Origin of the sequence: Thiohalocapsa halophila, from assembly GCF_016583825.1 — a bacterium.
Taxonomy (GTDB): domain Bacteria; phylum Pseudomonadota; class Gammaproteobacteria; order Chromatiales; family Chromatiaceae; genus Thiohalocapsa; species Thiohalocapsa halophila.
The window spans coordinates 47,501-60,695 of record NZ_NRRV01000031.1; the positions used below are offsets into that span (position 1 = coordinate 47,501).

Annotated in this window: 16 protein-coding genes (1 of these 16 only partly in view); 3 read left to right on the plus strand and 13 right to left on the minus strand. The window is 69.2% G+C overall.

Translation table 11 applies throughout. From position 1 onward, the window contains the following. A protein-coding gene (tyrS, locus tag CKO31_RS13810; RefSeq protein WP_200238452.1) for a tyrosine--tRNA ligase crosses the window boundary here: on the minus strand, positions 1–91 show its start. It extends 1,115 nt beyond the left edge of the window; only the first 91 of its 1,206 coding nucleotides appear in the window; the start codon lies at positions 89–91; its stop codon lies off the left edge, out of view. Between the two features lie 235 nt (positions 92–326). Between tyrS and CKO31_RS13815 the strand changes: the two genes are divergently transcribed. After that, positions 327–521 carry a hypothetical protein gene (locus CKO31_RS13815; RefSeq protein WP_200238455.1) on the plus strand — a complete coding sequence of 65 codons (195 nt, stop codon included), beginning with the start codon at positions 327–329 and terminating at the stop codon, positions 519–521. A gap of 251 nt (positions 522–772) precedes the next feature. On the opposite strand, the gene erpA is transcribed toward CKO31_RS13815, so the two are convergent. From erpA to CKO31_RS13840, 5 genes are all read right to left on the minus strand, one after another. After that, positions 773–1,123, minus strand: coding sequence for an iron-sulfur cluster insertion protein ErpA (erpA, locus tag CKO31_RS13820; RefSeq protein WP_200238457.1), 351 nt, complete (start codon positions 1,121–1,123; stop codon positions 773–775). A 16-nt stretch (positions 1,124–1,139) separates the two neighbouring features. Continuing rightward, positions 1,140–2,042, minus strand: coding sequence for a DUF6776 family protein (locus CKO31_RS13825; RefSeq protein ID WP_200238460.1), 903 nt, complete (start codon positions 2,040–2,042; stop codon positions 1,140–1,142). Continuing rightward, the gene (gene argC, locus CKO31_RS13830; protein WP_200238463.1) at positions 2,020–3,051 is read right to left on the minus strand and encodes an N-acetyl-gamma-glutamyl-phosphate reductase; all 1,032 of its coding nucleotides are present in this window, start codon (positions 3,049–3,051) and stop codon (positions 2,020–2,022) included. The genes CKO31_RS13825 and argC overlap by 23 nt, the downstream gene beginning before the upstream one ends. Before the next feature lie 13 nt (positions 3,052–3,064). Then, complete coding sequence (locus CKO31_RS13835) at positions 3,065–3,424, minus strand: HesB/IscA family protein (protein ID WP_200238466.1); 360 nt, start codon at positions 3,422–3,424, stop codon at positions 3,065–3,067. A gap of 115 nt (positions 3,425–3,539) precedes the next feature. Beyond that, on the minus strand, positions 3,540–3,704 hold the full coding sequence (locus CKO31_RS13840) for a rubredoxin (RefSeq protein ID WP_200238468.1): 165 nt from the start codon (positions 3,702–3,704) through the stop codon (positions 3,540–3,542). 393 nt (positions 3,705–4,097) lie between these two features. On the opposite strand from CKO31_RS13840, the gene hemL reads away from it, so the two are divergent. After that, complete coding sequence (gene hemL, locus CKO31_RS13845) at positions 4,098–5,387, plus strand: glutamate-1-semialdehyde 2,1-aminomutase (protein WP_200238471.1); 1,290 nt, start codon at positions 4,098–4,100, stop codon at positions 5,385–5,387. A 92-nt stretch (positions 5,388–5,479) separates the two neighbouring features. On the opposite strand, the gene CKO31_RS13850 is transcribed toward hemL, so the two are convergent. The 4 genes from CKO31_RS13850 to lnt all read right to left on the minus strand — a co-directional run bounded on the left by CKO31_RS13850 (position 5,480) and on the right by lnt (position 9,691). Then, positions 5,480–6,091, minus strand: a complete 612-nt coding sequence (locus CKO31_RS13850; RefSeq protein ID WP_200238474.1) for a flavin prenyltransferase UbiX — start codon at positions 6,089–6,091, stop codon at positions 5,480–5,482. A 100-nt stretch (positions 6,092–6,191) separates the two neighbouring features. After that, positions 6,192–7,550, minus strand: a complete 1,359-nt coding sequence (gene mpl, locus CKO31_RS13855; RefSeq protein ID WP_200238475.1) for a UDP-N-acetylmuramate:L-alanyl-gamma-D-glutamyl-meso-diaminopimelate ligase — start codon at positions 7,548–7,550, stop codon at positions 6,192–6,194. 1 nt (position 7,551) lies between these two features. Then, positions 7,552–8,079, minus strand: a complete 528-nt coding sequence (locus CKO31_RS13860; protein ID WP_200238478.1) for a YIP1 family protein — start codon at positions 8,077–8,079, stop codon at positions 7,552–7,554. A gap of 100 nt (positions 8,080–8,179) precedes the next feature. Beyond that, complete coding sequence (lnt, locus tag CKO31_RS13865; protein WP_306341742.1) at positions 8,180–9,691, minus strand: apolipoprotein N-acyltransferase; 1,512 nt, start codon at positions 9,689–9,691, stop codon at positions 8,180–8,182. Positions 9,692–9,843: 152 nt separating this feature from the next. Between lnt and CKO31_RS13870 the strand changes: the two genes are divergently transcribed. Next, positions 9,844–10,551 carry a YdcF family protein gene (locus CKO31_RS13870; RefSeq protein WP_200238484.1) on the plus strand — a complete coding sequence of 236 codons (708 nt, stop codon included), beginning with the start codon at positions 9,844–9,846 and terminating at the stop codon, positions 10,549–10,551. Positions 10,552–10,573: 22 nt separating this feature from the next. Here the strand turns inward: CKO31_RS13870 and gloB are convergent, their stop codons facing one another. From gloB to CKO31_RS13885, 3 genes are all read right to left on the minus strand, one after another. Then, entirely contained in the window at positions 10,574–11,359 is a 786-nt protein-coding gene (gene gloB / locus CKO31_RS13875; protein ID WP_200238486.1) for a hydroxyacylglutathione hydrolase, read from the minus strand. Positions 11,360–11,403: 44 nt separating this feature from the next. Then, positions 11,404–12,837, minus strand: coding sequence for a DUF945 family protein (locus CKO31_RS13880; protein ID WP_200238489.1), 1,434 nt, complete (start codon positions 12,835–12,837; stop codon positions 11,404–11,406). After that, a partial coding sequence (locus CKO31_RS13885) for a transketolase C-terminal domain-containing protein (RefSeq protein WP_274607754.1) occupies positions 12,837–13,195 on the minus strand: 359 nt, incomplete at its 5' end. The genes CKO31_RS13885 and CKO31_RS13880, both read right to left, overlap by 1 nt.

Here is a 13,195-nt window from a genome sequence, read left to right on the forward strand (position 1 = left end):
GCGCTTCGAGCTTCTGACGCAAAGCGTCAAGCCCAATGACCTCGACGGTTCCGCGCTGCAGGATCGCCAAGGCCTCGTCTGCACCAGGCATGCTCTCGCTCTCGTTCTGGGCGCCGGCCTACCCCGGGTCGGCGCAGGCGGTGCGGTGATGGCAATGACGGGCGCGCGCCTTCCCAAGCGCGAGCGCCATCGTCTAGACTGCCGTGACGGCTCTACGAAACTCCCCATTCTACATGCGCGATTACAAAGGCGCAGGCACCCAACACCGAACGCCGTATGGCCAGCCGCGCCGGATTAGGCCGGTATGGCTGCTGGTAGGGGCTGGCGTGGCCATCATCCTGACGGCAGCGGCCATCTGGGCGCTGACCCAACCGGCGGCCATGCCGGACTTCCAGCCAGACGCCAACACTGCTGCACCTGCGCGGGCCGCCGACGGAGCCATCCCCTTGGAGCTACCTCCGCCGCGGCCAGCGACGCTGCCGGTAGACGAATCCGACGAGGCGCGCTCAGCAGCTCCGTGAGCGCACGCCACCGGACATCTGCGGCATCAGGCTAGGGTCAGGGCGCAACAGCCGGAGACCTTTGCAACGCCGCGGTCTCCTGTCCCTAACGCCATTCCCGCCTGCACCCGCGCGCGGGCAAGGGGGAATGGGGTCAATCTGCGCCCATCATGGGGTTATCGGCGGCAGGTCTCGATGGGCCCTCGGCAGGCAGAGGCAGCGCCGACTGGCGCGCGGCACCGGCCCCGCCGCCTGACCCCGGCCTGCGCGGCTCACACACCGAAGGAGGAGCCGCAGCCGCAGGTGGTCGAGGCGTTCGGATTGCGGATCACGAACTGAGCACCTTGAAGCCCCTCGGTGTAGTCGATTTCTGCGCCCATGAGGTACTGCAGGCTCATGGGATCCACCAGCAGCTTAACGCCGTCGGTGACGATTTCCGTGTCGCCGTCGTCGACATTCTCCGCGAAGGTAAAGCCGTACTGGAAGCCAGAGCAGCCGCCGCCCTGAATGTAGACGCGCAGCATCAGGTCATCGTTTCCCTCCTCGGAAATCAGGTCCGCAACCTTTGCGGCGGCTTGGGACGTAAACACCAAAGGTGTTTCTTCGGCAACGATGTCGGTCATCGCAAGAGCTCCTCTGTTACTGCACGGATGCAAGCGGTTGGTCGAAGGCACCTCGGTCGGGTGCCGAAATGGGGCGCGTGGCCTTGTCTCGTGGCTGGACGGCGGGCGGTATCCGCCCGAGCTCGACACTGCCGGCCGGCAGCGGTGGTGGCAACCCGGCGCTCCCTCCGGCAAGTGCCGCGTCCCAGAGCACCACCTCCTGGGATGCCATTAGGTTGTCGTCCTTTGGCACGATCTCAATGATGACTTCCAAGGGGTCCGCCCCTTCGGGCAAACGAAAATTCCCCTCGACGACCTGGAAGTGATCGAAGGCGACGGCGTGGCGGCCTGCGCCATCCGCAGAGAGCTCCGTCAGAGGCGTCACCACCCGCTCGCCGCCCGCAACCGTGACCACGGACAGCACTGCATCAGCCTCGGTCCGCCCAAAATCGGGGACCAGCTGCCCGAGCGTCAGTCGATAGTGATATCCCCCGCCGTCGCGCGGCCGCAGGACGAGATCGTCCACTTCCACGACACCGCGACCGCTAGAGCCGAGCAGCGCCCGCAGCTGTGTCAATTGTTGCTCGATGCGCATGCGCTCACGCTCCAGCGACAGGATCTGCGCTTGGGCCGCGCGCTGAGCCTCGACATCCATCTGATGCGAGCGCTCGAGCTTCATCCGGGCGTCACGCTGCGCTGCGAGCTGCTCACTCAGCATATCCCGCTCCGTCTGTAAGGCCTGGATGCGCGCCATGGCTTGTGTCGCATCGTGCTCTGCCAGCAGATAGCCCAAGACGAAGGCCGCGGCGACGATCAGTAGCCAGCCGACACCGATGAGAAGCCAACGGCCGACGCCGCGTCCTGCGACGCGTCCAGGCGTCGTATCCTCAGCGGAATCTGTGCTCGCTCGCCGCGGCTCAAGGCGCGAGGGCAACGCCATCGAGCCCCGCGGTTTCCGGGAGCCCCAACATCAGGTTCATGTTCTGTACCGCCTGTCCCGCAGCGCCCTTTACGAGATTGTCGATCACCGACTGCACCACGGCCACGCCTTTGTCCTGCGGCTCCATGACGGTCAAGCGGCACAGATTGGTGCCGCGCACCGAGCGCGTCTCCACGGGCAGTGCCGCCGGCATGACATCGACATAGGGCTCGCTCTCATAGCGTTGGGCAAATACGCTCGTCAAGTCGACACCGGGGCGCTTGAGCGTGGCATAGATCGTCGCCTCGATGCCGCGCACCATGGGCACCAAGTGGGGCACGAACGTCAGGCCGAGCGCCTGTCCTGTGCCGAGCCGCAGCGTCTCCTGGATTTCCGGCTCGTGGCGGTGGCCGGCGACACTGTAGGCCTTGAAGCTCTCGCCAACCTCGGCCATCAACAAGCCGGTGGAGGCTTTACGGCCGGCGCCGCTGACCCCGGACTTACCGTCCGCGATGATCCGCGACGGCTCGATCAGATCGGCTTCCAGCAGCGGCAGCAGCCCCAGGGTGATGGCCGTAGGGTAGCAGCCGGGGTTGGCCACCAGCCGCGCCCCCCGGATGGCCTCGCGGTTCAGCTCAGGCAGGCCATAGACGGCCTCTTCCACTAGGGCCGGCGCGGCATGACGCATCCCGTACCAGCGCTCCCACACCGCCAAGTCCTTGATGCGGAAATCGGCTGCCAGATCCACCACGCGCACGCCGGAATCCAGCAGCGCAGGCGCCTGCTCCATGGCCGTGCCGTTGGGCGTTGCGAAGAACACCAAGTCACAGTCCCCGAGCGGCGCCTGCGCCGGGTCCTCGAACGCCAGCTCGCAGCGCCCGCGCAGCATCGGCAGCACGTCTGCGACCCGCTGACCAGCGTCGGCGCGTGAGGTGATGACCCGCACCTGCGCCTGCGGATGGCCCGCCAAGAGGCGCAGCAGCTCGGAGCCCGTGTAACCGGTGCCGCCTACGATACCGATGCTCGTCATGGCGACCGCCGGGTCAGGAACAGCTGCCGGAGCTGGAGCCGCAGGTGCCGCAGCCGCCACCGGCAGTCGGCAAGTTGTTGAACACGAAGGTCGCCTGGCCGTCGCCGCGGTCGATGAAATCGATCTCGACGCCGCGGAGATAGCTCAGCGTGCCGTCGTCGACAACGACTTTGTAATCGCCGAAGTCTTTGATCCCGTCGTTGTCGTTGATGACGTCGGTGAAGGTCATGCCGAAGCTCACACCGCTGCAGCCGCCGGGGGCCGCATAGACACGCACGCCGGCGATGCCGTCCTCGATGTTCGAGAACAGCTCGCTCATCTTGCCCTGGGCTGCTCCTGTCAGGGTTAGGTCGGTGTCGTTGAGGACTGCCATGAAAACTCTGCCCTCCGGGCTGGGCTTGGATTGAATACGATGCTTCACGCTAGCACAGGCGGCCGGCTTATTTCCACGAGCCGCGCTCAGGTACTCTGCGTTGGCGTCCCCTGCATCACATCTCTTCCATCTCGAAGTCTTCCTTGCCAACGCCGCATTCCGGGCAGACCCAGGTGTCCGGCACGTCCTCCCACTTGGTCCCCGGCGGGATGCCATCATCCGGCCAGCCGAGCTCCTCGTCGTAAATGAATCCACAGACCATACACATGTAACGCTTCACGTCTCGCTCTCCGTCTTCAGCTCCTCGATCTTCCGATCCGCGTCCGACCCATCACCCAGGCTCGGACTTCTGTGCAGCGGCGGCAAATCTGTGCCGCTACTGCGAAATTCAACGCCTTGACCGGGCTCCACGCTGCACTCGCCGGCGCTCCAGCGGCGATGTTTACCACTGCCACCGACCGTCCCTTGCCTGCAACAGCCCGCTGACCTCGCAGGCGACGCGCGCGGCGAGTGCATCAGCCCCTGCGGCAGCGCAACCGCCGGTCTGTCAGGCGCTGTTACCATTGCGCGCCCGACAACCCTGCTTCTGCGTCGCGGGCCGCGCCACGACAGCGCCGCTAGCGCCGCGGTGCGCCCGCAACGCCGCCACCCACCGCCGACAGGAGCTCCGTCCATGTCCCGATCCGAACAGTTCTTCGAGGCCGCCCAGCGCCACATTCCGGGCGGCGTCAACTCCCCCGTGCGCGCCTTTCGCAGCGTCGGCGGTACGCCGGTGTTCTTCGAATCCGCCGCCGGGGCCTACGTCACCGACGCCGACGGCAAGCGCTACATCGACTACGTCGGCTCCTGGGGACCGATGATCCTCGGCCACGCCCACCCGGAGATCATTGCCGCCGTCAGCGCCCGCGTGGAGAAGGGGCTGTCGTTCGGCGCACCCACCGAGCTCGAGACCATGATGGCGGATCGGGTCTGCGAGCTGGTGCCGAGCATGGAGCTCGTGCGCATGACCAGCTCCGGCACCGAGGCCACCATGAGCGCCATTCGTCTGGCCCGCGGCTTCACCGGACGGGACAAGATCATCAAGTTCGAAGGCAACTACCACGGCCACGTGGACTCGCTGATGGTCAAGGCCGGCTCCGGCATGCTCACCCTCGGCGAGCCCAGCTCCCCGGGCGTGCCGGCGGCGCTGGCCGAGCTCACCCTCACCCTGCCGTACAACGACGCCGACGCCGTGCGCGAGACCATGGGCAAGCTCGGCGATGAGGTCGCCTGCATCATCGTCGAGCCGGTGGCCGGCAACATGAATTGCATCCCGCCGGTGCCCGGCTTTCTGGAAGCGCTGCGGGAGGTGTGCGATCAGCACGGCACGGTGCTGATCTTCGACGAGGTCATGACCGGCTTCCGCGTCGCCCGCGGCGGCGCACAAGCCCTCTACGGCGTCACGCCGGATCTCACGGCGCTGGGCAAAATCATCGGCGGCGGTATGCCCGTGGGCGCCTTCGGCGGGCGCCGCGACATCATGCAGAAGATCTCCCCCCTCGGGCCTGTCTACCAAGCCGGCACCCTGTCCGGCAACCCGATCGCCATGACCGCCGGCCTCAAGACGCTGGAGCTGTTGTCAGCGCCCGGCTTCCACGAAGCCCTGGCCGCCACCACCGAGCGCCTGACGCAAGGCATGGAGGCGGCTGCCGAGTCCGCCGGCGTCGCGCTCAGCACCAACCGCGCCGGCGGCATGTTCGGCCTCTTCTTCACCGGCGACGGGCCGGTGACGGACTTCCACGGCGCCACCGGCTGCAATCAAGAGCAGTTCAAGCACTTCTTTCACGCGATGCTGGAGCGCGGCGTCTACCTGGCGCCGTCAGCCTTCGAGGCGGGCTTCGTCTCCGGCGCCCATGGCGATGCAGAAATCGACGGCACCCTCGCCGCCGCGCGCGAAGCCTTCGCGGCGGTCGCCGGCCGCTGAGACCAGCGCTGCGCCGGCGGGTGCTCGGGGCGCCCGCCGGCACGACGCTCAGAGGTCCGCAGCGGCGGCAGGTCAGCGACCGTCTCTCCGCCTCAGTCTCCCCACCGCGCCGACAGGTCGTGCGCCACGCCCAGGTGGTCCAGCACCCGGGCGGCGACGAAGTCGTAGACCTCGTCCACTCGCTGCGGATTGAAGTAGAAGCCCGGGTTGGCCGGCATGATCACCGCCCCCGCCCGCGCGAGCCGGAGCATGTTTTCCAGGTGCACGACGGTGAAGGGCATCTCCCGCACCACAAGGATCAGCTTCCGCCCCTCCTTGAGGGCGACATCGGCGGCGCGATCCATCAGGTCCTGGCTCAGCCCCGCCGCGATGCTCGCCAGCGTGCCGGTGGTGCAGGGGCAGATGGCCATCGCATCCGGCGGATTGGTGCCGCTCGCCACCGGGGCCGTCCACTGCTGGCGACCGAATACCTGGATCTGGCCGGGCGCGGCGCCGAAGTGATCGGTGAAAAAACCCTCGGCCTCCGCCGGCCGACCCGGCGCGTCCAGGCCTGCCTCCATCTGCATGACCACCTGCGCCGCCTGGGAGATCAGCAGGTACACGCGCACGTCCGCTTCCACCAGGCAGCGCAGTACACGCAGCCCGTAATGGATGCCGGACGCGCCGGTGAGGCCGACGGCGATGGTTTTGCTCCAAGTGGTCATCGGGGGGTCGAGCGGGGCGAAGGCTGATCAAGCGATCAGAAGTGGCGGCCCGCCCCCCCGAATGAAAGACGAATGCCCCGATCAGATCAGCGTCGCGCGCTCAAGCGCGCTCGGCCAGCGCGTCCAGCAGCAGCTGGTGGATGCCCCCGAAGCCGCCGTTGCTCATCACCAGCACATGGTCGCCAGGGCGGGCCTCGGCACCCACGGCCGCGACGATCTCCGCCACGGCGCCGGCCACCCGCAGGCGCTCCCCGAGCGGCGCCAGCGCCGCGGCGGCATCCCAATCCAAGTCAGCAGGTGCATACACTTGCACCTGGTCCGCAGCGGTGAGGGACTGCGCCAAGGCCGCCGCATGCACGCCGAGGCGCATGGTGTTGGAGCGCGGCTCCAGCACGGCGATGATCCGCGCCTCGCCGACGCGGCGACGCAGCCCGTGCAGGGTGCTCGCAATGGCCGTTGGGTGATGGGCGAAATCGTCGTAGACGCGCACCCCGGCGACTTCCCCGCGCAGCTCCATGCGGCGCTTGACGCCGGCAAAGCGCCCCAGAGCCGCGGCCGAAAGCGCCGGCTCGACGCCGACATGGGCGGCCGCCGCCATGGCCGACAGGGCGTTCTGCACGTTGTGGGCGCCCGTCTGCCCCCAGTGCAGGCCGATCTCAGGGCCGTCGGGTGCGTGCACGCGCAACGCAGACCCATCCGCCGACAGCCATTCGGCGGACCAGTCGCCACCATCGCCGGTGGACTGCGTCGGCGTCCAGACCCCCATGGCGAGGACCGCGTCCACCGCCGGCTCCGCCTGCGGGTGAACGATCAGCCCCGTACCCGGCACGGTGCGCACCAGATGATGGAATTGCCGCTGGATCATGGCAAGATCATCGAAGATGTCCGCATGATCGAACTCAAGATTATTGACCACCAGGGTGCGCGGCCGGTAGTGGACGAACTTCGAGCGCTTGTCGAAGAAGGCGGTATCGTACTCGTCCGCCTCGACCACGAAGCACCGGCCCTCACCGAGCCGCGCCGAGACACCGAAGTCCTGCGGCACCCCGCCGATCAGGAAGCCCGGCGCCAAGCCCGCGTCCTCCAGCACCCATGCCAGCATGCTCGCGGTGCTGGTCTTGCCGTGGGTGCCCGCCACCGCGAGCACGTGGCGGCCGGCCAGCAGGTGCTCGGCGAGCCATTGGGGACCGGACACATAGGGCAAGCCGGCATCCAGCATGTACTCGACGGCGGGCATGCCCCGGGTCATGGCATTGCCCACCACCACCACGTCCGGCGCCGGCTGCAGGTGGGACGCATCATAGCCCTGCATCAGCTCGATGCCGGCCGCCGCCAACTGGGTGCTCATGGGCGGGTAAACGTTGGCGTCAGAGCCGGTGACGCGGTGCCCGAGGGCGCGGGCCAGCAGGGCGACGCCGCCCATGAAGGTCCCGCAGATACCCAGGATGTGCAGGTGCATGTCAGGCGGCGCCCTGGGTCACCGTGCTGATGACGACGAAGCTGAAGACGTCGAAGGCGATGGCGATGACGACGCCCTGGGCCAGGGACAGATCGAAGGCGTGGCGCAGGATGTGCCCCACCACCAGCACGCTCCAGCCCACCAGCACCAGAAACATGAGCCCGGCCAGCAGCACATCCGCCCCGGGCTCGGTGCCGGTCGCCACCGGCTGCGCCAGCGACACCGGCAGCAGCGCCACCAGCCCGATCACCACGTCCGCCCCCACCAGCGCCGTCGCCGTCTGCACGTAACGCGCCTGCTTGTTCAAGGCTTTGGTCGCCAGGTGCAGGACACCCAGCATCAACAGCAGATCCAGCAGGGTTTGGGCCAAGCCGGCCGCCAACGACGCCCCGGCGGTGATGGACAGCAACAGCCCGCCGACCACGGCCACCGCCAGCACCAGGCCGAACAGCGTCGTGGACGCCGGCAGGTCCTGCGGGTTACGACGCAGGAGACACAGCTCGATGAAGAAGTGGACGAGGGCGAGCAAGGGGAAACAGGGGGCAGAACAGTGAGCGGGCCAAAAGACGCGGCATCATACCCCGTCGGCCCCGACGGACGCCAAGCGCGGAGCTGCGTGAGCGGCCGTTTCAGCCCGGTGGCCGCGGCACGCGGCCGAGCAGCAGCCCCGCGAGCAGCAGCGCCACGGCCAACGACAGCACCGGCAGGCTGCCCAGGCGCACAAAGGGCGTCGCCCCGGCACGCGGCTGGATGGTGCCGGTGAGGGCGCCGCGCTCGAACAGGCCCAGCTCGGCGGTGACCCGCCCGCGGTGATCGATCAGCGCGGAAATGCCGGTGTTCGTCGCCCGCACCAACGGGCGGCCCGTCTCCAGTGCCCGCAGCCGGGCGAACTCCAGGTGCTGGTGCGGTGCCAGGGAATCGCCGAACCAGGCATCGTTGCTGACATTGATGAGATAGGCCGCCGTCGGCAGGGCCTGGCGGACCTCCTCAGGGAAGACATCCTCGTAGCAAATGGACACCCCCACCGGATAGGGCCCCACCTGCAACAGGGGCCTTGGTGCTTCGCCGCGACTGAAGTCCGACATGGGCACCTGGAACCAGTCGACCAGGGGGCGCAGCTGGCGCTCGAAGGGCAGAAACTCGCCGAAGGGCACCAAGTGGCGCTTGTAGTAGCGGTCCTCGGCGCTGCCCATGCTGACCAGCCCGTTGTAGTAGCGCTCGGCGGTTTCCATCACGGGGACGCCGACCACCACCTCGGCACCGGCCGCCCGGGCATCCGCCGACAGCGGCGCCACCAGGGCGGACTCCACCTGGTGCAGAAAGGTCGGCACGGCGGTCTCCGGCCAGACCACCACGTCGGCCTCTTCCAGCACCTCGCGCGTGAGGCCCAGGTAGAGCTCCAGCGTCGGCACCACGCCGTCGGCCGCCCACTTCACCGCCTGCTCCACATTGCCCTGGACCACGGCGGCCGTCAGCGGCCCATCCGCCGGCCGCGTCCACTCCACCCTGCCCAGTAGGGTACCGGCGAGCCACAGCCCCAGAAGCGCCGCCACCGCAGCGGGCCGTACGGCACCGCCGCGACGAATGACGACCACCACGAGCCCCGCGGACAGCGCCACCAGTAAGCTCAGCCCGTGCACCCCCACCACCGGCGCCCAGCCGGCCAAGGGCGCCCCCAGCAGCGGCAGCGGATTGATCTGTCCGTTGCCGGCAAAGAGCCATGGAAACCCCGTGAACAGCCAGCTGCGCACCCATTCCAGCAGCACCCAGATGGACGGCAACAACAGCAGCGGGCCCACCCACCAGCGCGTCGTCGCCGGGGCCGGGCGCAGACGCGCAACCAGCACGGCCGCCACGGCGTAGAACAGCGCCAGCGCCGCCACCAACAGCAGCATCAGCGCATTGGCGGCGACGGCGGGCATGTTGCCGAACTCGTTCAGGCTGATGCGGATCCAGAACACGCCGCAACCGAACAGGCCCAGGCCGTAGAGCCAGCCGGTCACGAAGGCGCCGCGGCGCTGCGCCGGCAGGAGCAGGTAGAATGCGGCGATGCTGAGGACCGCGGCCGGGAACCAACCGAAAGGCGCGAACGAGAGCACCATGAGACCGCCCGCGCCAAAGGCCAGCAGCCAGTGCAGCAAACGGCCGCCGGAAGGGAATCGAGCCTCGGGAGACATCGCGGGGAGCAGCACGCGCGCTGAGGTTGGATGGAGGCCGGGCGGTGTGCAGGGGCGCCGGGCGCAGCGGCCCGGCATCATAGCCTAAATCCCAGCGGCGTCGGGGACGGCCCGCCATGCACGCGTTCCGACAAGGCCGCGCACAGGCCCAACGCAAGCCGCGGCGCCGCGGCGGTCGCAGCCGCTTGCTGCTGCTCGCCGCACTCCTGCTCGGCGCCGACCTGCTGGCCGTGGGGCTCTACCTCGGCTGGGCGGGGATGAGCCTTCCGCCGTCGGTACCGGCGACAACACACTCCGTCGGCGTCGTCTTCTTCGATGGCTTCGGTGCCCGCGAAGGGCTCGGGCCTGTCAGTCTCGCGCGCGTCGAGCATGCGGCGGCCTTGGCTCGGACCGGCCTGGTGGAGCGTCTCGTCTGCGTCGGCGGCAGCCGGCCGCAACGGCCGGAGCCCGGCGCCGCACTCATGGCGGCAGCACTGGCGAGACGCGGCGTCCCGTCAGCGCGCATCCGACACGACACGGCGTCCTTCGACACCCGCACCAATTGGCAGTCGGCCCTGGCACTGATGCCTGCGGGCGCCGCCGAGCAGGCCCTGCTCATCAGCTCGCCGCTGCATCTGCTGCGCATCCGCTTCATTACGGCCGGCACCGGCACACCGGCACCGACCGCGAGCATCGGCGCCGAGCTGAGGCGGCGCGGGCCGGCAATTTGGCTCGACATCCACAGGGAATGGCTCGCCTGGGCTGCGATGACGCTGCTACCGGCGGACTGGCACCGGCGCTGGATCAAGCGGTGGCGGGCGTTCTGGGACCGCCCTAAGCGTTGATACCGCGATAGCCGCCAACCAGCTAGTCGTACCGCTCGTCCTTCCAGCGGCGCAGGGCCGTAAAAACCTCGGTCTGATCGCGCAGCGCTCGCCCGGCGAACTGTTCGGCGGCGGCGACTACGGTCGGCGCCTGCGTGCGCAAAAAGGGATTAGTGGCCAGCTCCTCGGCTAGGGTCGAGGGCACGGTGGGCTCACCGCGGGCGCGCATGGCACGCGCCTCCGCGAAGCGCGCGGCCAGCTCGGCGCTGTCCGGCTCCACCCACTCGGCGAAGCCCAGATTCACGAGCGTGTACTCGTGGGCGCAGTAGCACTGAGTCTCGGCCGGCAGGTCGGCAATGCGCCGCAGCGACGCCGCCAGCTGCTCGAAGGTACCATCGAAGACCCGCCCGCAGCCGCCGGCGAACAGCGTATCGCCGCAGAACAGGGCACCTTCCGTGAGATAGGCGATGTGCGTCGAGGTGTGCCCCGGGACAGCCAGCACCCGGAACGACACCTCGAGGCCGGGCGGCGCCACGGCGTCGCCGTCGGCCACCCGCCGCGTCGCACCGCGAATGCGCTGATCCTCGGGCGCCGTCACCAAGGCGTCCGGCCATTGCTCGAGCAGGTCCGCGACGCCGCCCTGGTGGTCGTAGTGATGATGCGTCAGCAGGATGGCGGAGAGCTGAAGCCCTTGCTCACGCAAGCGTGCCAGCACCGGCTCCGCGTCGCCGGGGTCCACCACCACGGCGCGGTCATCGTCGGCGCCGCTGTTGCGCAGCAGCCAGATGTAATTGTCTTCAAAGGCGGGTATGGGCTCGATATGCAACATGGCTTTCCTCTCGACGACTGCCTCATCGGCGCAGGCTGCGTGCATCATGGCGCTGCATGATGCCCGCCACCCGCGAGCCAAGCCGGCTTGGCCGTCGGCTTGTCGTTGACTGTCATGCCCGACGCATCGAAGCGCAGCTCGGTGTGCAGGCGCGCACCGTCGGCGCTCAGCCAACCCTCGCGCACCAGCTTGGCCGTCGCTGCTTCGGCGGCAGCCTCCACGTCGGCAGCGAGCGCCGGCGGCAGCACATCGCTCGGCTCCCCGCGCAGCGCCAGCTCGCGTTGCGCCCGCTCGCTCTCCTGACGGGCCGCAAACGCCACCACCAGGGCTCGCGGAGCGGACAGCTTGGCGTCTCCGCGCAGGCGCCGACCGAGTGACCGCAGTGTTTCCGCCGGGACGAGCCGTGCTGTCGGCGCACGCTCGCTCGCCTCGCCGGACGCCGCCAGCCGTAAGCGTGCCTCCGTGCGCACCTCGCCGAAGGGCGTCGCGACCCGCAGCGTCCGCAGGGTTGCGGCGGGCGTGCCGGCGAAGAGCTCGGGCAGAGCGGCCACCAACAGGCGCCCGGTGACGAGCCCCTGCTGCGAGACCGTCAAGGCTGCATGATCGAGCCTCTCGAGACCAGCACCGAGTCTGCGGAGGGCATCGGGCGAGAGGCCGGCAACCTCCAGCGCGAGCCGCGACGGTGCATAGGCCGCTCCCGCCAGCGCCAGTGTCTCCACTCGAGCGCTGGCGCCCAGAGCCAAGGTGTCGCTGCCGGCTTCCGCCGTCAAGCGCAAGCCGAGCCCAGCCAGCTCCAGGGCCGGGCGCTCCTCAGTGCCATCGAGCTGCAGCGAATCCAGTGATAATTGGACACGATCGACGGGCAGCGCAACGCCCGGCAGCGCCGATCTCAAACGCCAGCGCAGGCCGCCGAGGCGCAGGCGCCGACCATCGGGCGAGGTGGCCGCCAAGGTACCCAGGACGCCGTCGGCACGCCAACGCCCATCCGGCGGAAGCACAAGCCGGACCTCCGCACCAACGGAGTGCAAGCGCCCGGCCTCGCCGGAATAGGTGACGTCCGGCACACGGCCGTCCACCGCCAGCTCGCCGTCCATCCTGAGCCGGGCCGCCAGCACCAGCGGCGGCAGCGGGCGCGGCCCATCCAGTACCCGCAGCCGGCCCCGGGCGAGCGCCAAGGGCGGCGGCCAGGCACGCAACCAGACTTGGGGACCGTGCGCCAGCTCCAGGGTCAAGCGCAGGCGCACTGGCTGCGCATCGCCGCCTGCATCGCCGTCCGCATCCCTGATGCCGACGAGCTCCACGCGGGCCTCGGACCGCATCCAGCCGCGATCATACTCGGCTGCGTGAATACGCAGGCCGCGCGCGGCGAGGTCGCTCAGAAACTGCTCTTGGCGGTGTTGCAGATAGAGGCCCAGCGCCGCCGGCAACACCGCCGCCACCGCCGCCACGACCAACGCGGCGACGATGAGGCGGCGCATCACGCGACTCCGGCCCCTCGGCGCGGGCCTGCACCCTGATGCTGCGCAACCTCGCCCGTGGGCTCGCGCGGCGCCGGCGCATCACCGGCGGTTTGCACGGCCGCCGTCGGCACGTCCAACTTCAGCGCCGCCATCTCCGTGCGCACCGCCTGCTCGATGCCGGCGGCGTCCAGGCCGCAGACGCCCATCTGCTCGTCATGGCCGCCCTGCTCCACACAGGCGTCGGGCAGGCCGAGATGCAGCACGTGCACGGTCACGCCGTGCTCGGCCAGCAGCTCCGAGACCGCCGAGCCGGCGCCGCCGGCGACGGTGTTCTCTTCGATGGTCACCAAGAGCCGATGGCGGTCGGCGAGCTCGA

Coding starts and splice junctions, on each gene's coding strand:
- erpA (WP_200238457.1), bottom strand. CDS start 1,123: ATGACCGACATCGTTGCCGAAGAAACACCTTTGGTGTTTACGTCCCAA.
- CKO31_RS13825 (WP_200238460.1), bottom strand. CDS start 2,042: ATGGCGTTGCCCTCGCGCCTTGAGCCGCGGCGAGCGAGCACAGATTCC.
- argC (WP_200238463.1), bottom strand. CDS start 3,051: ATGACGAGCATCGGTATCGTAGGCGGCACCGGTTACACGGGCTCCGAG.
- CKO31_RS13835 (WP_200238466.1), bottom strand. CDS start 3,424: ATGGCAGTCCTCAACGACACCGACCTAACCCTGACAGGAGCAGCCCAG.
- hemL (WP_200238471.1), top strand. CDS start 4,098: ATGTCCCGATCCGAACAGTTCTTCGAGGCCGCCCAGCGCCACATTCCG.
- CKO31_RS13850 (WP_200238474.1), bottom strand. CDS start 6,091: ATGACCACTTGGAGCAAAACCATCGCCGTCGGCCTCACCGGCGCGTCC.
- mpl (WP_200238475.1), bottom strand. CDS start 7,550: ATGCACCTGCACATCCTGGGTATCTGCGGGACCTTCATGGGCGGCGTC.
- CKO31_RS13870 (WP_200238484.1), top strand. CDS start 9,844: ATGCACGCGTTCCGACAAGGCCGCGCACAGGCCCAACGCAAGCCGCGG.
- gloB (WP_200238486.1), bottom strand. CDS start 11,359: ATGTTGCATATCGAGCCCATACCCGCCTTTGAAGACAATTACATCTGG.
- CKO31_RS13880 (WP_200238489.1), bottom strand. CDS start 12,837: ATGCGCCGCCTCATCGTCGCCGCGTTGGTCGTGGCGGCGGTGGCGGCG.